This is a genomic window from Clostridium estertheticum, from assembly GCF_018861295.1.
Taxonomy (GTDB): Bacteria; Bacillota; Clostridia; order Clostridiales; family Clostridiaceae; genus Clostridium_AD; species Clostridium_AD estertheticum_D.
Genome location: NZ_JAHLDM010000030.1, coordinates 1 through 19,044 on the forward strand (window position 1 = coordinate 1; position 19,044 = coordinate 19,044).

The 19,044-nt window shown below is 30.6% G+C and carries 23 protein-coding genes and 1 pseudogene; 9 read left to right on the forward strand and 15 right to left on the reverse strand.

The window, feature by feature from the left end; all coding sequences use genetic code 11:
* The 4 genes and pseudogenes from KPL54_RS21635 to KPL54_RS21650 form a co-directional block, all read left to right on the forward strand.
* Positions 1–215 (forward strand): annotated as a pseudogene (locus KPL54_RS21635) (aldehyde dehydrogenase EutE); the annotation flags it as partial.
* 71 nt (positions 216–286) lie between these two features.
* The gene (locus tag KPL54_RS21640) at positions 287–940 is read left to right on the forward strand and encodes a 3-oxoacid CoA-transferase subunit A (RefSeq protein ID WP_216108587.1); all 654 of its coding nucleotides are present in this window, start codon (positions 287–289) and stop codon (positions 938–940) included.
* Positions 940–1,605 carry a 3-oxoacid CoA-transferase subunit B gene (locus tag KPL54_RS21645; protein ID WP_216108588.1) on the forward strand — a complete coding sequence of 222 codons (666 nt, stop codon included), beginning with the start codon at positions 940–942 and terminating at the stop codon, positions 1,603–1,605. The genes KPL54_RS21640 and KPL54_RS21645 overlap by 1 nt, the downstream gene beginning before the upstream one ends.
* A 45-nt stretch (positions 1,606–1,650) precedes the next feature.
* Positions 1,651–2,397 (forward strand): acetoacetate decarboxylase, encoded by a 747-nt coding sequence (locus KPL54_RS21650; RefSeq protein ID WP_216108589.1) that lies wholly within the window; start codon positions 1,651–1,653, stop codon positions 2,395–2,397.
* A gap of 237 nt (positions 2,398–2,634) precedes the next feature.
* On the opposite strand, the gene KPL54_RS21655 is transcribed toward KPL54_RS21650, so the two are convergent.
* The 7 genes from KPL54_RS21655 to KPL54_RS21685 form a co-directional block, all read right to left on the reverse strand.
* A complete protein-coding gene (locus KPL54_RS21655) occupies positions 2,635–3,636 on the reverse strand; it encodes a right-handed parallel beta-helix repeat-containing protein (protein ID WP_216108590.1) in 1,002 nt (333 codons plus the stop codon).
* Positions 3,637–3,896: 260 nt separating this feature from the next.
* The gene (locus KPL54_RS21660; protein WP_216108591.1) at positions 3,897–4,631 is read right to left on the reverse strand and encodes a hypothetical protein; all 735 of its coding nucleotides are present in this window, start codon (positions 4,629–4,631) and stop codon (positions 3,897–3,899) included.
* A gap of 483 nt (positions 4,632–5,114) precedes the next feature.
* Positions 5,115–5,513: a response regulator gene (locus KPL54_RS21665; protein WP_216108592.1), complete on the reverse strand. Its 399-nt coding sequence runs from the start codon at positions 5,511–5,513 to the stop codon at positions 5,115–5,117.
* 96 nt (positions 5,514–5,609) lie between these two features.
* Positions 5,610–6,194 (reverse strand): accessory gene regulator B family protein, encoded by a 585-nt coding sequence (locus KPL54_RS21670; RefSeq protein ID WP_216108593.1) that lies wholly within the window; start codon positions 6,192–6,194, stop codon positions 5,610–5,612.
* Positions 6,195–6,209: 15 nt separating this feature from the next.
* Positions 6,210–7,520, reverse strand: coding sequence for a sensor histidine kinase (locus KPL54_RS21675; RefSeq protein WP_253203674.1), 1,311 nt, complete (start codon positions 7,518–7,520; stop codon positions 6,210–6,212).
* 76 nt (positions 7,521–7,596) lie between these two features.
* Complete coding sequence (locus KPL54_RS21680; protein ID WP_216108594.1) at positions 7,597–7,731, reverse strand: cyclic lactone autoinducer peptide; 135 nt, start codon at positions 7,729–7,731, stop codon at positions 7,597–7,599.
* An 863-nt stretch (positions 7,732–8,594) separates the two neighbouring features.
* Complete coding sequence (locus tag KPL54_RS21685) at positions 8,595–9,776, reverse strand: endo-1,4-beta-xylanase (RefSeq protein WP_253203676.1); 1,182 nt, start codon at positions 9,774–9,776, stop codon at positions 8,595–8,597.
* A gap of 1,494 nt (positions 9,777–11,270) precedes the next feature.
* Between KPL54_RS21685 and KPL54_RS21695 the strand changes: the two genes are divergently transcribed.
* The 3 genes from KPL54_RS21695 (at position 11,271) to KPL54_RS21705 (ending at position 13,426) form a co-directional block, all read left to right on the forward strand.
* Positions 11,271–11,726: a LytTR family DNA-binding domain-containing protein gene (locus KPL54_RS21695; protein ID WP_216108595.1), complete on the forward strand. Its 456-nt coding sequence runs from the start codon at positions 11,271–11,273 to the stop codon at positions 11,724–11,726.
* On the forward strand, positions 11,716–12,147 hold the full coding sequence (locus KPL54_RS21700; protein WP_216108596.1) for a hypothetical protein: 432 nt from the start codon (positions 11,716–11,718) through the stop codon (positions 12,145–12,147). The genes KPL54_RS21695 and KPL54_RS21700 overlap by 11 nt, the downstream gene beginning before the upstream one ends.
* Positions 12,148–12,298: 151 nt before the next feature.
* On the forward strand, positions 12,299–13,426 hold the full coding sequence (locus tag KPL54_RS21705; protein WP_216108597.1) for an alpha/beta fold hydrolase: 1,128 nt from the start codon (positions 12,299–12,301) through the stop codon (positions 13,424–13,426).
* Between the two features lie 173 nt (positions 13,427–13,599).
* On the opposite strand, the gene KPL54_RS21710 is transcribed toward KPL54_RS21705, so the two are convergent.
* From KPL54_RS21710 to KPL54_RS21720, 4 genes are all read right to left on the reverse strand, one after another.
* Positions 13,600–13,767, reverse strand: a complete 168-nt coding sequence (locus KPL54_RS21710) for a hypothetical protein (protein ID WP_216108598.1) — start codon at positions 13,765–13,767, stop codon at positions 13,600–13,602.
* Between the two features lie 101 nt (positions 13,768–13,868).
* Positions 13,869–14,018: a DUF6506 family protein gene (locus KPL54_RS26270; RefSeq protein ID WP_375373011.1), complete on the reverse strand. Its 150-nt coding sequence runs from the start codon at positions 14,016–14,018 to the stop codon at positions 13,869–13,871.
* Complete coding sequence (locus KPL54_RS21715; RefSeq protein WP_216108599.1) at positions 14,018–14,701, reverse strand: VanZ family protein; 684 nt, start codon at positions 14,699–14,701, stop codon at positions 14,018–14,020. The genes KPL54_RS26270 and KPL54_RS21715 overlap by 1 nt, the downstream gene beginning before the upstream one ends.
* Before the next feature lie 19 nt (positions 14,702–14,720).
* The gene (locus KPL54_RS21720) at positions 14,721–15,047 is read right to left on the reverse strand and encodes a PadR family transcriptional regulator (protein WP_216108600.1); all 327 of its coding nucleotides are present in this window, start codon (positions 15,045–15,047) and stop codon (positions 14,721–14,723) included.
* A 143-nt stretch (positions 15,048–15,190) separates the two neighbouring features.
* Here KPL54_RS21720 and KPL54_RS26885 point away from each other — a divergent pair, with 143 nt between their 5' ends.
* Positions 15,191–15,364: a Tn3 family transposase gene (locus tag KPL54_RS26885; protein WP_216108601.1), complete on the forward strand. Its 174-nt coding sequence runs from the start codon at positions 15,191–15,193 to the stop codon at positions 15,362–15,364.
* A gap of 221 nt (positions 15,365–15,585) precedes the next feature.
* Here the strand turns inward: KPL54_RS26885 and KPL54_RS21730 are convergent, their stop codons facing one another.
* Together KPL54_RS21730 and KPL54_RS21735 are read right to left on the reverse strand one after the other, a co-directional pair.
* A complete protein-coding gene (locus KPL54_RS21730) occupies positions 15,586–16,212 on the reverse strand; it encodes a type 1 glutamine amidotransferase family protein (RefSeq protein ID WP_216108602.1) in 627 nt (208 codons plus the stop codon).
* 100 nt (positions 16,213–16,312) lie between these two features.
* Positions 16,313–17,275: a helix-turn-helix transcriptional regulator gene (locus KPL54_RS21735; protein WP_216108603.1), complete on the reverse strand. Its 963-nt coding sequence runs from the start codon at positions 17,273–17,275 to the stop codon at positions 16,313–16,315.
* A gap of 238 nt (positions 17,276–17,513) precedes the next feature.
* On the opposite strand from KPL54_RS21735, the gene KPL54_RS21740 reads away from it, so the two are divergent.
* On the forward strand, positions 17,514–17,861 hold the full coding sequence (locus tag KPL54_RS21740; protein ID WP_216108604.1) for an ATP-binding cassette domain-containing protein: 348 nt from the start codon (positions 17,514–17,516) through the stop codon (positions 17,859–17,861).
* 149 nt (positions 17,862–18,010) lie between these two features.
* Here the strand turns inward: KPL54_RS21740 and KPL54_RS21745 are convergent, their stop codons facing one another.
* Together KPL54_RS21745 and KPL54_RS21750 are read right to left on the reverse strand one after the other, a co-directional pair.
* Positions 18,011–18,292 carry an NUDIX domain-containing protein gene (locus KPL54_RS21745; RefSeq protein ID WP_216108650.1) on the reverse strand — a complete coding sequence of 94 codons (282 nt, stop codon included), beginning with the start codon at positions 18,290–18,292 and terminating at the stop codon, positions 18,011–18,013.
* Positions 18,289–19,032 carry an ABC transporter permease gene (locus KPL54_RS21750; protein WP_216108605.1) on the reverse strand — a complete coding sequence of 248 codons (744 nt, stop codon included), beginning with the start codon at positions 19,030–19,032 and terminating at the stop codon, positions 18,289–18,291. The genes KPL54_RS21745 and KPL54_RS21750 overlap by 4 nt, the downstream gene beginning before the upstream one ends.
* Positions 19,033–19,044: the final 12 nt, after the last annotated feature.

Genomic DNA, 19,044 nt, shown 5'->3' on the forward strand with positions numbered 1-19,044 from the left:
ATAGTGCATATATATATTCAAAAAATATCGATAATTTAGATAGATTTGAAACAGAAATAGATACAACTATTTTTGTAAAGAATGCTAAATCATTTGCTGGAGTAGGTTCTGGTGCAGAAGGATTTACAACTTTCACTATTGCTGGACCTACTGGTGAGGGTATAACCTCTGCAAGAGATTTTACAAGACAAAGGAGATGTGTACTTGTAAGCTAACTTTTAATAGAGTAAGTGGCCGCCTACATTTCCATCAAAAAAATTTATACTGCTAGAAAGGAGCTATTAAAATGAATAAAATATTTGAAATGGAAGAATTAAAATCTATTTTTAAAGATGGAATGACAATTATGATCGGTGGTTTTTTAGATTGTGGAACCCCTGACACAATAATTGATATGTTGGTTGATTTAAATATAAAAGATTTAACCATCATTGCAAATGATACGGGGTTCCCCGATAAAGGTATAGGAAAATTGGTTGTTAACGGCCAAGTAAAGAAAGTGATTGCTTCACATATTGGAACCAATCCTGAGACTGGAAGAAGGATGAATACTGGTGAAATGGAAGTAGAACTTTCTCCACAAGGAACATTAATTGAAAGAATCCGTGCAGCTGGATCTGGTCTAGGCGGTGTATTAACACCAACTGGACTAGGAACTATTGTAGAAAACGGGAAAAAAATAATTACAATTAGCAATACGGATTATTTATTAGAACTTCCATTAAAGGCAGATGTATCACTTGTAAAAGGCAGTATAGTAGATGAATTTGGGAATAGCTACTATAAAGCAACTACAAAAAATTTCAATCCTTATATTGCAATGGCTGCAAAAACGGTAATAATGGAAGCTGAAAGCTTAGTAAAATGTGAACAATTAAGAACAGAAGATATAATGACTCCTGGTGTACTTGTGAATTATATTGTAAAGGAGGCAGTTTAATGATTACAGATAGTAAGTTAGCAAAAGAAATTATTGCTAAAAGAGTTGCAAAAGAATTAAAAGATGGTCAACTTGTAAATCTTGGTATAGGGCTTCCAACTTTGGTGGGAAATTATGTGCCAAAGGGAATGCATATTACTTTTCAATCAGAAAATGGTATGGTTGGCATGGGTCCAAAAGCAAAAACAGGACAAGAAGATACAAATTTAATTAATGCAGGCGGACAGTGTGTAACTGTACTTCCAGAGGGTTCATTCTTTGATAGTTCTATGTCCTTTGCACTAATTAGAGGCGGACATGTCGATGTTACTGTGCTTGGAGCTTTAGAAGTAGATGAAAAAGGGAATTTAGCTAATTGGATTGTTCCAGGCAAAATGGTACCTGGAATGGGCGGTGCTATGGATTTAGTAATGGGTGCAAATGTAGTAATTATAGCCATGCGACATACTGGAAAAGGAAAACCTAAAATTCTTAAAAAATGTACACTGCCACTCACTGCAAAATCTCAAGTAAATTTAATTGTTACAGAACTTTGTGTAATTGAAGTAACAGATAAGGGGTTACTTTTAAAAGAAATTCACAAAGATACAACAATTGATGAAATTAAATCTGTAACGGAAGCAACTTTAATTATTCCAGATAATATAAAAATTATGGATGTATAAAAATTTACCTTTAATTAAAAAATAAGAAAAGAGAGTGAATATTTTATGTTAGAAAGTGAAATATCTAAACAAATTACAACCCCACTTACTGCTCCAGCATTCCCAAAAGGACCATATAAGTTCCATAATAGGGAATACTTAAATATACTATACCGTACTGACCTAGCGTCACTTCGAAAAATGGTGCCAGAACCATTAGAATTAGATGAGGATGAGCCCCTAGTTAGATTTGAAATGATGGCTATGCCAGATGTTACTGGATTGGGATCCTATACTGAATGTGGGCAGGTTATTCCAGTAAAGTATAATGGAATTAAAGGTGATTATCTACATATGATGTACTTAGACAATCACCCAGCCATTGCTGTTGGAAGAGAGATTAGTGCTTACCCTAAGAAACTGGGTACTCCAAAGCTATTTGTTGACTCAGATACATTAGTTGGTACACTAAACTATGGCTCATTACGAGTTGCCACTGCTACAATGGGTTATAAACATGAACCTCTAGATATTAAGGAAGCTTATAATCAAATCTCTCGACCTAGCTTTATGCTGAAAATTTTACAAGGCTATGATGGAAAACCAAGGATTTGTGAACTTATATGTACACAGAATAAGGATATTACCATACACGGCGCATGGACTGGCTGTGCACGTCTGCAATTATTTAGTCATGCTTTAGCTCCTTTAGCTGATTTACAAGTCTTAGAAGTTGTATCTGCATCACATATTCTTACAGATTTAACTCTTGCATCACCTCATGTTGTGTACGATTATCTTGCAAAGAATTAGAGATTAGATTATAGAATGGGTATTATTCTTTTGAAATTAAATTAATAAGGCATATAGGGGGTAGCGCCAACCTTCCCGAAAGATGCTGGCGACGCCCCCTATAAAGCATATATACTTCTACACATTTCTTTTTATATTAAGATACTTGGGAATCCATTCTTAACTATTTTTTTGCCGAAAGTGATTTACCCAAAATAAAAATTTGATTTATATTTTTAAATAAAATATTTGTAATATTTATAAACCTATGCAACCACTCAATGTAGCTCCTGTAATATTATTTGTACCATTTATAGATGTACAATTTTTCATTATAGCTACTCCAAATGGAACTGTTTTTCCTCCTAAAGCTGAGGGTGTACCTGTAAGTGGAAAATTAAAATTCTTTATACCATTATTTTTACCAATACAACCCGTCATTGTAACAACACCATTTTGATTGTTTCTATCAAATCCACTGTTTGTGTTTCCTGTTGCGGTGCAATCAATAAGCACATGATTTAATGGGTCCATATGTGCTGGTTTACCTGGAGTTTTGTTGTCTACGCCGCCAACTTTAAATCCATTACCGTCACCTTTTATTCCACCGCAGTTACCATTGTTTATAGCGTGGCATCTTGTAAATGTTACAGCCCCATGAGCAGCATATAAATCATATCCATCATCTGAATTTCCTTCAGCGGTACAATCTATTAATTTATTTCCAGCACCTGAATGTAATTTAATTGCAAATCCATCAGCATTTTCGCCCTTTGCATCTGCATTACTATAGGAGTAAACGTTGCTTAAAGTATTATTAGCCGCTCCATTTGATAATTGTACACCAGCGTCATGGTTACCATGAACCTTTAAGTTCGTTAAACGATTACTTGACCCTTCCATATATATTCCATTATCTGCAGCACCATAAAGTTCTAAATCTGTAATTGTGGATCCAGTAGTATTAATTGTTAATCCCCTGCTACTTCCAGTAGTTGAAGAAAAATTTATTTTTCCAGCTCCTGATTTTCCTGATATTATTACTCCTGCTGGTACGACTACTGAGCCTGAAGTTACTGTTCCTGAGATTGCAATCGTATCTCCGTATTTAGCTAAAGTTAAAGCACTTGATAATGTAGTTCCTCCAGCTTTAACATTGATAGTACTAGCAGCATAAGCTGATGTACTTTGTAATAAACTTCCTCCCATAACTATTGCTCCTAGTGCTGCTACCATACATAAATTTTTAAGTCTTTGCATAAAATAACCCCCTGTATATTTTTTTTTGTTAACGAAACCATCCTGTAGTATATTCTAAATCCTTAATGGTTGTCCATTTGTTAATATTAACTTATACAAAAATACAATAAAATACAATAGAAAAAGCATGAACAGTCATTTTTTGATCATAAAAGAAGGTGTTAACCCTCTCTTACATTTCATATTATTTTATGTGTCTATATAATGTGGCTCTGCTTATGTTCAATAGTTTTGCAAATTAGACACCTGTTACCACTTACTTAATTCCAAAAAACTACGATTTTATTCGTTGCTTCATTTACATATGTCATATACCTTATAGAACTTTCAAACTGACTTCTAGACATATTTATAAATTTAGAAGTATCCCATGGATTTATTACTACTACAGTGTCTTTAGTTACACTCTTTATTGAATATGAGTGACCTCCATCACCTATAATTCCTTTACTTGGATCAGCTATAGTAAAATCACAAGCAGCTGTAATACCCTCTCCAGACTTACATTTTAAAGCCATAGTATTCATCATATTCGTTTTAGCAGTATCTCCACTAACTACATTTTGGCCAAATCCTGTCATTTTCGCAAATACATCACAAGCAAAACAACCATTATAAACATTCATGGCTTTTTGCATTCCAGCTTCTATAACTCTAGCATCAAGGTCTCCGCTTATGTATGCATTGGCTACATCTGTTTCCGATACTGTCTGTTTTCCGGAACCGAAATTGAGTGTATAACTACCATCACTGTTAACTGAAATCACTTTATTTAAGAACTTTCTACCAAATCTACTATTAGCTAATGCCTGTATTCCAGAAACAGCACCGCAATCATTAGCAGCCCCCTGGTGGAATGTGCTTAGTCTCCCATCAAGTTGCGTTGTTGGATCACCCATTGTTCCTGCAAAAGCAGAAACCGGTGTAAATAGAGCACTTGCAACTAGTCCTAAAGATAGACATGAAGTAATGACTTTCATTTTAAATTTTTTCATTTTTAAATCCCCCTCGTTTTATTATATAAATCCTTAATGGTTGTACCTTTGTTAATATTAACTTATTTAAAAATACAATAAAATACAATAAAAAACAATAGAAAAAGCATTAACAGTCATTTTTTGATCATAAAAAGAAGTGGTGTATTAAGTGTTATTACTTTTATACTTCTCTCAAAGAAATATTGTAGTTCCTTTGGGGTATCCATCAAGTTGTAAATAGCAACTCAGATCAAGATCAAGCTCAAGATATTGCGAATGGTGTAGTTTTGCCTATTTCCGCTAAAAGGTATATTAGGCAGATGGAATACCCATAACTAAGGTATTTATTTTAACCTTTTTTAAATAAGTGAAAGTTACACAATGTGCTTGTGTAACTTTCACTTTCCTTATTTTCCAAAGATTTTTTGTATTTTTATATAGAATGTCAATTTAAATGTTACTTAATATTAATATTTGATTATATTATGTAATATATTACGTTTAAGTACAACTGGATGCAACGTTCATAATTTGTCTTATTTTCTTAACTAATGTTTCAATGCTAAAAGGTTTTAGGACATAATAATCGGCTCCTAGTGCTAGGGCCTTTTGAGTTGTTGTTTTTTTTGAAACTGCTGATAAAACTAGTATATGGGGCTTTATATCAAAATTCATTGTAGTTAACCTTTCTAGAACCCCCAACCCATCCATAATAGGCATATTCATATCAAGTATTACTACATCAGGCTTTTTTTCTTGAATCAAATCTAATGCTTCTACTCCATTCGCTGCGATACCCGTAACAACAATATCCTTTTGCATTGATATATAATCATTAAGAATATTACTAAAGTCTTTGTTGTCATCAGCAATGATTATGTTTATTTTCGACCCTTTCATATTTGCAATCTCCTTTATTTATAAATAATATATAATACTATTTATAAATTTCAAATGTTTTCTGTGGTTATGACTTTGTATAATAAATATTATAAATTAATTGTAATTTGAGCAATTCTTATCTTTATTATTGTTTATGCAACCCATCATCATCATCATTACAGCCATAAAAATAGCTAGAACTGCTGTAGTGAAAAATTTATTTGGTATAATATAACTTATTCCACTCAATAAAGAAGTTATAACAACAGATAAGTATTTCAGTTTATTTCTTCTCTCTTTACTTTTTATTCTTTTATTAATATTATCAACAGGAGAAAAGATATATACAAGCAAAATAGAACTAATTAATACTACTATTGAAGTGAGAATATTTATTGTTATATATTTACCGATAATAATCATTACACCAAAAGTTACAAAACTAATAAAAAAACATCCCCAATATGTTTTTGCATGAAAACCACCTGAAAATAATCTTATAGGACAAAAAAACACAAAAATAACTATGTAATATTGTTGAAGTGAAAACAAATAGAATATTATATAATACGGAATTATCTTAGTAATTTCATCAAATAAACAGACAAATCCATAGTTCATTTTTTTTAGTTCTAGTTCCGTAAATTGAGAATTGGTTTCAGAAATCTTTTTTACTAAATAACTTACTAATTTATTCATTCATTTAACCTTCTTCTACATTAAAAATCTAATTAAAAATTTAGTTTTTAATGAAGTCCTTTCTACAGATATAATTCCATTATTATGCTCGACTAGTTGTTTAGTAATATATAATCCATACCCATGATCACCTTTTCCCTTAGTTTTTGTAGAATATCCCTTTTCAAAAATTTTATTTATTATTTCTTTAGGAATACCACTTCCATTATTTGATATTTCAATGCAAAACTTGTTATCATCTAAGAAAGTAATAATAGATATTTCTTTATTTTCATCCAATGCTTTTAACATTAATGCCTCAAACGCATTATCTATAATATTGCTAATGATACTTATTAACTCATCTTCCCTAATTTTTAGCAAACTAAAAGATTCATTAATAAGTACTTTGAAATCTATATTATTTTGAGTCGCATAGTTGTTTTTTATTGATAATAACCCATCTAGATAATCATTTCCAGTGTCTAAATATCTAAATGATAAGTGAATTATGTCTGAAAGTTTTGATACATATTCTTTTATTCGCTCAACGGTATTTGGTTTGTTTAAACAACACAATGCTTGTATAACATTTATATGATTAGCATAATCATGTTTTTCTTGCCTAATGATATTAATTATTTCCTCCATATTAGAAATTTGATATTGTTGAACTCTATATTTATTGTTTATATTTATTAATTCCACATTTTTTTTCAAATGTATAAATGCGATTAATAAAAACATAAAAAATGAACTGAAAACTAAGATATCATATATTTTGTTATTTTCAATATCTAAAACACTGAATAATAAAACTAATAAAAATAAACTAAAGACCCCTAGTTCTATAAAAAACTTAGAAAAAAGAGATTTTTCGCTATTAAATAGTTCTCTCTTATTCAAAAAAATATTACATTTTGAAATCATGATTAAAACAAGTATCAGTAGCAATTTACTACTAACTCTAAAAATAAGTGCGTACTTATAAATAGTCAAAATCTGATTTAGTTCAACTTTAAGTATAAACATTTCAATAAATTGAATCAAAGTTTCTGTAGCAAATATCATTGTAAAAAATAACGAAAATATGATAATCGAGGAATACAGATTTGTTTTTGTAATAAATGTTAATAACACTAAAGACACTATTATTGTAAATAGCGTATGGTATAAATCATTATTAAAATAATTTGTACTTAAATAAGCTGTAATAGTGTATGATATACAAAATAATCCGGATCTGATTTTATTTTCAACAATATACTTCTTTTGGTTCGTTAAAGAGCTAAAAGTTCCCAATAATATTAATGCCTCAAAAATATCAAGCAGTATTTCTATAATCATTTTTATCTTCCCCTTAATAAAATAATGACTCTTTTGTAATAGAAATTAAAAGTTCCATACAAAAGAGTCGCTATTTTTATCTTAAAAATTCATCAGGACAATTAGGTTCATGAGAATGAATAAGTGATGCAGGCATAATAGCTATATTTCCCAAAAGTAATCCTAGACATCCTATAGTAGTAATGGTCTTACAAATTAGTTTTTTAAACATTAGTTCCACCCCTTTTTTTAATTATATATCAAGATTTTTGTATAACATACTATTACTTGATATAATTATATATTCTACATAACTTTCCATATTCCTTTATAATAACTATATATTTACAAGACAAATATATAATCCCACATTTTGTTAGCATATTTAGAAATTAATCGTATAATATTTGAATGTATAAAAACTATTAGTTCGTATTAAGCATGCAACATAAAAATGTTATATTGCATACTTAATACGAACTAATAAGTATTTCAAATAAATGAGTGAGATTCACATGTTATTTACATAAATATCGGAGCAATAAAATAGCACTTATAGAAATCATACATAATACTGAAAAAACTTTTATTATGTATGATTTTTATAGTACAATATTTGTTTAACGTTGTTATAGGTTACTTTGGTCCGGCGTTAGTCTGGACATCATTGGGCACGCTCCCGGTTAACTTCGCCGAATATGTGTAGGGGAAAGGCAATGAACTTGGATAAGACGCTAATGTTACAGATGTGCCTGTTGTTAAAACATAGCTATTATTCTTTTCATAATATGAGTAGGCTACACTACAAGTAAGTATTTTCTTGACTACCCCTACTAAAAAAGTGGAATAAGAAAATCATTTATTTACATATAGTATGTAACTTGTTATTTTAGATGCTGTTAAAAAAGTGTACTTTTTTAACAGCATCTTCAATGGTTAATACATTTATTTTTTGTGCTTTTGAACGTTCAAATTAAATAATTGGTATTTTCAAACGATTGTTGAGTACACATTAGGCTTAATCGTAATCACATATTTACATGCTTATAACCGATTGCTGTTACATTATTACCTATGCCACGGAATATATCAATTTTAATTAAAAACATTTGTATAAGCATCTAGGGTTCTATAATAAGAAGCTTTCGGAACATATAATGTTGAGAAAAGCAGTGGATTATCATTATTTTTTTTCCTCCAGGATACATTATCAGAAAGTCCCCACCATGTAATGCCTGTGATATTTGCACCTGATTTTTTAACATCACAGATTGCTTTCATAATGTTATATGAATATGCTGCCTGTTCTGTTTCCGTAGGTGCACCCGCATCTAGTTCTGTAATCTGAATCTCTAATCCTGCATTCATAAATGCCTGTAAAGCTGACTTGTAATAGTCAACACTTGGGAATGAAGTACTGAGGTGAGATTGGCAACCGATACCATTACAATAACGAGTACCTGAGTTAATATAATTAATCATTTTTATGATATTAGAGGATTCCATGTATTCGTTATAGTCATTGTAGAATAGACTTACTTTGTTTGTCAAACCAAAATGACTTGTTGTTTCGTAAGCATAACGGAACGCATTCTTTACATATTGAGGAGAAGTTGTAATATTTCCATAAATCTTAAACCATCCTGATGCGGGTAATGCTGGTGTGGGTAGAGAATGTAAGTACTCATTTACAACATCCCATGCATAAACAACACTGCCGTAATTGCTTGAATGAACATGACTCATAACTGTCTTTATATAAAATTCCATACGTGCATCCATAACAGTTGAACTTACGTAGCTTCCGCTTGAGCTGTATCTTGTATTAAATAACCAAGGTGGAGTCTGCGAGTGCCATATTAGAGTATGTCCACGGACACCTAAACCGTTCTTGTAGCAAATTTGTAACACCTTGTCAACATTAGTAAAATCAATCTTTGGTACTGTAGTCTCTGTATAATTACTTGGTATATAGTATCCTAATGCTTTTGCTTGTGAAACCGTAATTAAAGTCGGAGATAAACCAAGCAATGCATCCGGCTTCATTTCGTTTTCAAGGGTAATGCTGTTGTATCTTTGTTTAATCACACTTAAAGTAGCCGGATCCTGTAACTGTGCTAATGTTACACAGGAACCAACTCTTCCAAAGTTACCTCCATACGTATTTAACAAAGTCTGGTTAGTGGTTGCTGCTTTAGCCTGCGAAACTCCAAACGATGAAATAGCAATTGCGATTACTAAGATTACCATTCTTAAATGTTTCAATAATTTTTTCATAAAATAATACCCCCCTATTAATTTTAATATTTATATATTTAACAAAAGGTTTATTTTTTGAAATAAGTTGTCATAAGCTGCATGTGCTCATCAAACCACAACAAGTCTTGTAACCCCCTTTCTTTGCTCCTCACTCGTCAACAAATTTGTCCTATTTCATAAATATTTTCATTTTGTTAAAATTCAATTATAGATTGTGGCTTTGCCTATTATTGTTATCACTAATTTATAAACGTTTACAATTATTTAATGTTATTAAATAATAGATCACGTAGTGCTGATCTTGTTAATATACTTGTTGATTTCTCATAAATTATTCTTTTTTGTTCGGGATCTGTTTCAAGTTTTTTTCTCCAGCTAGTTTTAGTTCGTGCTATTTTTATTGAATTTCTAATATTAGCGTGGGTTCCCTTATTAATTATATAATTTATTAATATCTGAACCACCTCACTAATATTTTTTTATAATTTTTCATAAATAGTCTCCTTTTAATTATATGGTTTATATTATCTTATAAAAAAATACAATAAAATACAATAGAAAAAACATTAACAGTCATTTTTTGATCATAAAAAGAACCTTTAAACCGTTGATATGGTAAAATGTTAATTATTTGTTTTTGGGCGGTTCTCGTTGAGTACGTATTTAACCAAAAAAAACATCCTCTTATCAATTTTAAAGAAACTACTTTGTTAAAATTTATGAATGTAACATAACGTTCCTATTTCATTCCATAAAAAAAGAAGGTGTTAACCCTCGCTTACATTTCATATTCTTTTATGTGTCTATATAATGTGGCTTTAATTATATTCAATAGTTTTGCAGATTCAACTCCTGTTACCCCTTTATTTTTGCAACTTCATCATAGGAAATAACACCAGTTAAATTGCTTTCTATATAATCAACTACTTCGCTTAATTGTTTCAACCATTTCACTTTTACTCCCCATCCCTTCTTATATAAAAGTTTAGCACAATGTAAATTATAAAGCCTCTCTTTTGATGTCCAGATTTGTAAACTAATTTTTTAAAACCTGTAAGTTGAGGTCAAATGGTGGGATTACATTTAGGAAAACAAATATACAAACATTAATGTTTATATATATGTACACATAAGCACTTATAATGGTTTCTTCTTGTTTTTATAGTGATTTTAGCAAATACAACTTGTTGTAAAACCCTTAGAAACATGCATAATAAGGCTGCTGCAATAATCTACATATTTATAGAGCCACTACTCTTTGATTACGACTCTAATTTACGGTAATTATGGTATGATTAAACAAATGTTTTGTGTAGTATCAGCATTTCATAGGTTACGCACTTTTAACGGTTTTTCTTGTTTTTATTTTGACGCTTGGCGTTTTGGTACAAATAATTTAATAGTAAATGGATCTAGTAGCATTCGAAGTTATTTCATAATCGTGAAATTATGAGAAATAGATATTATTTGTGAGCAACTTGGAGACTGAATTAAAGAGAAAGGAGTAACAGAGTGGATATTATAATTATAGAAGATAAGGAGAGCAATATTGAAGTACAAATCAGGTACCCGATTATGAATGTACAAGTACAGCAGCTTATACAAAGAATTAAGGGTATAGATATGAAAATAGTTGGAAGTAATAATGGTAAAAATATAGTCCTCAATATTTGTGATATTTTCTACATTGAAAGTATTGAAAGGAAAACTTTTATTTATACAAAAAATCAGGTACTCAAAAGTAGTAAAAAACTATATCAGTTAATTGATGAATTAACTGGGTTCGGTTTTATTCAAATAAACAAAGCATGCATTATGAATATTGATGTACTAGATAGTGTAAATACACTTTTTAATAGCCGATTGAAAGCAACATTGATTAATGGTGAAAATGTTATTATTACAAGAACCTATATTCCGGCAATTAAAAAATGGTTAGAGGGGGAGGCTCAACATTATGAAAAGTAAAAAGAAAATTTTTAGAGATTATATTATTACAAGTCTTGCATTTAGCATGCTTGTTATATTTTGGGTGTTTTGTATCGATGCTCTTTTTTATGGTTTATGGTCAAACTTTAAAATCATTGGATCTATTGTGGTTTATTCTTTTATAATGTGTCTGGCACCGATTGTGATTAGATTAGTATTAGATAATAGGCCTGTGATTTCTATGTTTGCGGAATACGTTGTTGTGGTATTTCTGTTTTTTGCCTTCGGGATAAAATTCAATTGGTACCCAAAAGGAGAAGAATGGTTCGTATTTATATATACAATCCCAGTATATGCAGTTGGATATTTACTACGATTGGTAGGGATAAGAAAGGATGCTGATTATATCAACAAAAAATTAACAGAGCGAAAAAAGAGGGGAAAACAGATGAATAATTAGGTGTTAGAAAGTAGTAAAAAGCTGCTGGCAGGTGACTTTTTTGTAAGTAATGACAGTGTATTTGTAACATAGGACAATCGCTATTGCATGTTGTATAAGAGATTGCTAGGATTATGTAGCTGAGCAATTATAAATGAAAGGAACTGTCAAAATGGAAAAGCACAAAATAATTACTTCTTTTAAACGAGGTTTAGCAGGAAAGGTTGGTAAAATAATGTTGATTTCATTTTCTCTCATTACTCTATGCATCATTGTACTTGCAATTATTTTATTAGTACAAAGTCCTGGGAAAGTGAACCCGTTGCGAGACAAAAATGGAAATGTTATGAAGGGCAGTATTTCCGAAAAGATTAATGTTAAAATTAACGGAGTGAATATGGGAATGATTATTAAAAGTGAGAATATATCAAATCCAGTACTGCTTTTTGTTCACGGAGGCCCTGGTATGCCGGAATATTTTCTTACTGAAACATATCCTACGGGACTTGAAAAATATTTTACGGTGGTATGGTGGAATCAGCGGGGCGCAGGGTTATCCTATAGCAGCGATATCTCCGCAAAAACAATGACAAGAAAGCAGTTTGTGTCTGACACAATAAGCGTAACAAACTATTTACGTAAACGTTTCGGGCAGGACAAATTATACCTTATGGGACACTCGTGGGGTTCATATATAGCGTTGCAGGCAGCAGCAAAATCACCTGAGTTATATCATGCCTATATTGGTGTAGGACAAATATCAAATCAAATGGAATCAGAGAAAATTGCATATGAATATATGATTAAGTACTACAATGCAAAAGGCGATAAAAAAACTGTAAAGAAACTTGAAGCAACACCTATTGAAACAATGGATGGTCTATCAGATGCATACAAAAAAATAAGAGACGATGTGATGCATAGAGCAGGAATTGGTACAACTCATAAAATGGAATCAGTAGTCTCTGGAATTTTTATGCCAGTTATGCAGAATAGTGAATATACCTTGAGAGAGAAAATAAATATATGGCGTGGAAAAGCATTTTCAAATTCTACTGTTTTAAACAAAGAACTTTACAGTACGGATTTAAGTAAAACTATAACAAAACTTGATATTCCGGTATATTTCTTTTCGGGAATATATGATTATACAGTAAATTATTCTCTGTCAGAGGCTTATCTTAAAAAACTTAGTGCACCTGTAAAGGAATTTTATCTTTTTAAGGAATCTGCCCACAGTCCAATATTTGAAGAGCCTAAAAAAGTGATTCATATTATGCGAGAAGATGTACTAAAATAACAAAAATTGAAGAACTAAAAGTCAGGTTATAGTATTTGTAGTTACTTCGGGAATTTATCATTTTAAGCTATATATGGGGTGTTAAGCATTTAGTTAAATTTAACTAATCCTTTATAGGCTTGAATATATATAATTATATGATATATATTGGATCATGAATGTAATATACTTTATTATTTTTCCTTTTTTTTCTGGATAGACCCCTGTGCAATAAATGTGAAACTTAAACATATAAATATAATTCCTTGTACTTTATTATTGGAACTAAAATATATTATTGATGCAATTGCAAATAAGATTCCTGAAAAAAAGTTTAAATTACTGGCATTAAATTTTGTCATATAATATTCTCCTCCCTAAAGCTTTTAGAATGTATAATATAAGAAAAATATGTATTGGCTTTTATTTTTTTATTATTTATTTAGCACATAGTTTATTTAAATCATTTAAAAAGTTCATCACCACTTTTAAAGTCAAATCCAGGATGGTGATCAAATTTAACAGCGCCAACAGATGCCTTTCCTCTTACGGCCTTGCTTATAAGTGCTATACCCTCATTTCCGAATGCGGCACAAAGTTCTATAGTTATTATTAATAGGTTACCACACTTTTAACTTTCTTTAATATCTTGGATTTCATAAGGATTTTAAAGATTCCATACCCAATTAAGCATCCTAACAAATGAATTATTGCAAAATCTATATTTCCTACTTTACCAACTACAAAATTTACAACTTGTATCAATAAAACGATAATTATAAAAGTCCTAATTGCATATTTAAATGAATTAGCTTTACAATTTATTAAAGGGATAAATACTCCCATTGGGATAAACCACAAACACCCAGAAGGTACCATATATGTATTTATATTTAGTCCATCAGCTAATATAGCTTTTATTATTGAAATTATTGTTCTAAATGGTATTATAGACATAATATTAAGCCTTAAGCTTGCTGGTCCCAAAGTTGATACGCGAATTAAATATACAAATAACAAAAATAAGTATATGCCAAAAATTACAAAAATTACTTTTTTGTAAGCGCTAAAAAACATTGTTTTATTATTATCAAACATTTCAGAAATATTATGTTCATTACCGAAGTCCTCCAATGCTAGGTCAATTGCTTTATCATCAGAATAACTTTTTTCTAGATATTCAGCCTTTAATGAAAAAATATGGTCTTTAAATTGAGTTTTTAGCTCATCAATTTCTTTCTTATCTAAATCCAATCCATTTATTACTTTTTTTATATACTTATCAATCTTATCCATATTAAACCTCCATATAATTTTATTGATTCGTCAAAATAAGTTCTTTAATTAAGTCATTAATAATATCTAAGCTCTCTAACTTTCTTTTTAATTCCAATATTCCATCCTTTGTAGTTTTATAATATTTTCTATTATTTCTGCCTCCAATTGAAACCCAATAAGACTCTAAATATTTTTTTTCTTCAAGTCTTTTGAGTGCGGGATACAAAGTACCCTCTCCTATTTCCAGAGAATTTTTGGCCAGTTTTTTTATTTGTTTTGCAATTTCATATCCGTACATTTCACTTTTCAATAACATTTGTAATAATATAACATCCAATGAACCTTTTAACATTTCTTTATCCATAGATTAACCTGCCTTTTTTGTATTAATATTACTTACAGTATATCACAACTACCTTGATATACAATGTAGTTTTAAAAAAATCATAATTGGTAGTTTTGCCTATCCCGCCAAAAATGTATATAGGGGCAAAATATATTATTAATATGGATTTGGGAGGTTTTGAAAGTTACACAACAGCTGTAAGTGACCAATCTTCTAGATTTGGAGGTGGAGTTATAAATACAAATTCAAGGGATGCAATTCATGTAGTTGATATACTTCTTAGTCATAATACAGAGCTTGATATTTACCTAAAGCTATTGAGCAGAAAAAGTTAATGAATTGTATATGAAGCATATTTCTCCTTTAGGATGGGAACATATAAATTTTATTGGACAGTATAATTTTGATGATAATTGTGATTATGATTTAGTAAATAATATGAGACCATTATGAGCCAACTTATGAAAAAAAACAGTTACCTATTTCAATTAAATTGAATTTATGGTAACCGTTTTTCATTAACGGGACTTTTGCACAAATTGCGAGCACTACCCCACTATTGAATCGAGCTCATCAACTCAAAGAAATATTTTGCATCTTGAGTTTTATAAAGATTGTACCAAGAATCTAAGGTTTGTGGTGAAAACACCTCTAGAATTTTCAATATGTGCAAAGTAAATTCAAGAGGAGCTATTCCAGAGGCAGTAATCAAACTTCTATCAGTTACTGCGTATTCTTGCTTATAATATTTTTCTCCTGCATAGCTTGGACAGACCATTTTAAGATATCCCAGGTCATTGCTTGTATGAGCTCGCTTATTTAATACTCCTTCCATAGCAAGTCCTATTGTAGCACCACAAATTGCCCCTACAACAATACCTTTCTCTAAACATTCTTCAGCCATTCTTATAATGGGAGCATGAATTGCTTCTGTCCATGTATTCCCACCAGGTAGAATCAAAGCAACTGTCTCTTCAATACTAAACTCCTTAAGTTCAATTTCTGGCAATATTTCGAGACCTCCCATTGTAGTAATAGGGTTCTTGTTAATTCCTACAGTTACTATTTTAAGAGGCATTAATCCCTTTTTGTAGTACCTTCCCGAATTGATTTCAGTACTTAAATAACCTATTTCCCAGTCTGCCATTGTATCAAATACATAAAGATATACTTTGTTTTTCATTCTCTATTCCTCCACTTTCATTTTATTAGTACTATTTATCACAGGATAGTTTCAAGCTCCATCTTAATCAATTATATATTATCTTTACTGACAAATTCAGTCAGTGAAGATAATAGTCCAGCAAATCTTTAAGAATTGATGCCATAGCAGCTTTAAAACTATTTGGTTCAAGCACCTTTATTGCTTTACCATATGGAAGTAGAATATGAGGAACATAGGTATGGATTGAGTATTCATCCATTAAAAAAACCGTTCTGCATTCAGTTCGTTTTATCAGATGATACCCTAAAAACCAATGTGCACTTAGGTCATTCAATGCTTCTGACTTGCCCTCAATTACTAAAGTGCAAAGTCCTACTTTACTTTCTATATTCGGTAATAAGCTTTCTGTAAAAAACTCACGTGCCGAAAAAGCTTCAGGACGCTTAAACGTATTTTTAGTGCTTATAATATTTATTATTCTATCTACCCTAAAGTTACGAATTTCATTCCTAAGATGGCAAAATGCAATAACGTACCATTTATTGTTCCAGTAAAGAATCCCATAGGGGTCAACAACCCTATGATTGGGATGCCCTTCATAACCTGTACAGTATTCAATTTCCATAGAGCATTCATTTGCAACAGCTTGCTCGAGTTCCATTAATATGGGTTTGACAGCTGGATCGCAAATACGGCTTACTACTTCAAATCCAACTAAATGACGAGTGAGAACTTTTTCTTGTTCTTGATTCGAAAACATCTTTAACTTTGATGTTGCATTATTTAGTGATTCCATAAAAGGATATCCTGATTCCATTGCAAAAACAGCAGCATGCAAAAGTGATTTTTTCTCTTCAAGATTAAAAAACAGGGGCGCTCGGATAAAATTGTTAAGCAAACTATATCCGCCGTTATGACCAGACTCCGATATTATTGGCACTCCACTAACACACAGTGCATCCATATAACGATAAACTGATCGTATGTTTATTTCTAACCTTTCGGATATTTGCTTTGCAGTTATTTTTGCACCTGAATTCAGCATCCATAAAATTGCTAGCATATTATCATTTTTTGGCATAATGCACCCCCTAATCTGGTTAACAATTAAATTTTATTGTTTAGGAATATAATATCATTAAATATTGTTTTTAAAAACTTATAACATTTCTTATTATTAAATCAACTGTGACGCATTTTTTTACCAATCCAATGGAACAAAAGGAAAAGAAATTCCTAAAATAAAAAGCAGCCAATCTACAATGCTAAGGAGCAATACAATTAATTACTTATTTTAATCATTTGCGTTAATCAATGATATGACAATCTATCATAACCTTTTTCTGGCAATGAAATTCTCTAATATCACTACAAAGGAAAAGGATACAAGAATAGAGGAAATATTAAAAAAGGTTCATTTAGAAAAAGTTAATACACTCTCAGGTGATGAACAGCAAAGAGTAGCCCTGGCAAGAACAATACTCAAGCCAGGTGATATCATTCTTGCAGATGAGCCAACTGGATCTTTAGATTCTGCGGCTGCCGAAATAGCATTTAATCTAATTAAGGATTTAAGCAAACAGTATAGAAAAACTGTAATGATGGTTACGCATAGTAAACATTTAGCAAATCAAACGGATAGAATAATTAACATTGTGGAGTGTTAATATGGATTTTGAGTGTTTTGAAAGTTATACAATGTATTTATGTAACTTTCATTTTCCTTATTTAGCAACGTTTTCGAATGTTTTGTATAAAAAGCATAAATTGAATGTTACATAATACTAACAATTGATAGTGATATGTAAACTAAGTTCTACTTTGATTTTAAATCATCAATTTTAAGAAAAGAAAAAAAGGCATTGCTGCCTTTTGGGTTGTTGAACAATATTAGAAAACCATGTAATAATTTTTCTTCTACTAATTCGCATGAATTCCTAAGCTGGTTATTTATGGGATTGTATAAATTTATTTTCAAACCTGATTCTTCTTGTGTTTCACGAATACATGCCTCTTCTGGCAATTCATTTAATTCGATATGCCCACCTAAAGGAAGAATTTTTTTAGCCTTCTTATGTAAATGTAATAATACTTTTATTTGATTTCCATGTTTTCAAACTTTTTACTTCCAATTGTTACTATTACTCCTGCAAAAATTAAGCAGTAAAGAATGTAAATAGCTTTAGGAATTACCCCTTCTATGCCTCCACTTGAAAGATCCATTGGAATTTTTTGAAGAGCCCATGGCCATAAATATCTTATGCCGCTTATAGCTCCTATAAAGAATCCACCTAGTGAGCATATTGATGCTATCATTATAGGCTTTGTAAAATCTTCATATTTTAATGAAAGATGAATCTGTATTGCAATAAGTGGAAGGATTCCAACCCATCCAAGGATTAATAATTCAAGCATTTTACTTATTGGGAATGAACCTGTTATTCCAAAGAGTTTTCCAAAAATAAAATATGATATTCCAAACACAGCTTGAAGGAACAATACCATTAGTGCCGATATTATAACCTTTGACTTATATATTGACTTTCTTGATACAGGTGTTGATAAAATTATCTTTAAATTGCCATTTGCATATTCAACCCTGAATATTATGGCGCAGTATACACTTGCTATTATTGGAAGCATAATAGGTGCATAAAACGTTCCAACCTGAGACCATGCCTTAAGCCAGTCACCTGTATTTACATCTTTAAATACGGCATAATTAGTCTTAAAACTAAACAATCCTAATAGAATTGGTATAAATGTTATTATTATTGAAATTGGTATAACCTTTTGTCTTTTGAGCTTAAGTAGCTCACACTTAACTAAACCATACACAATATCCCACTT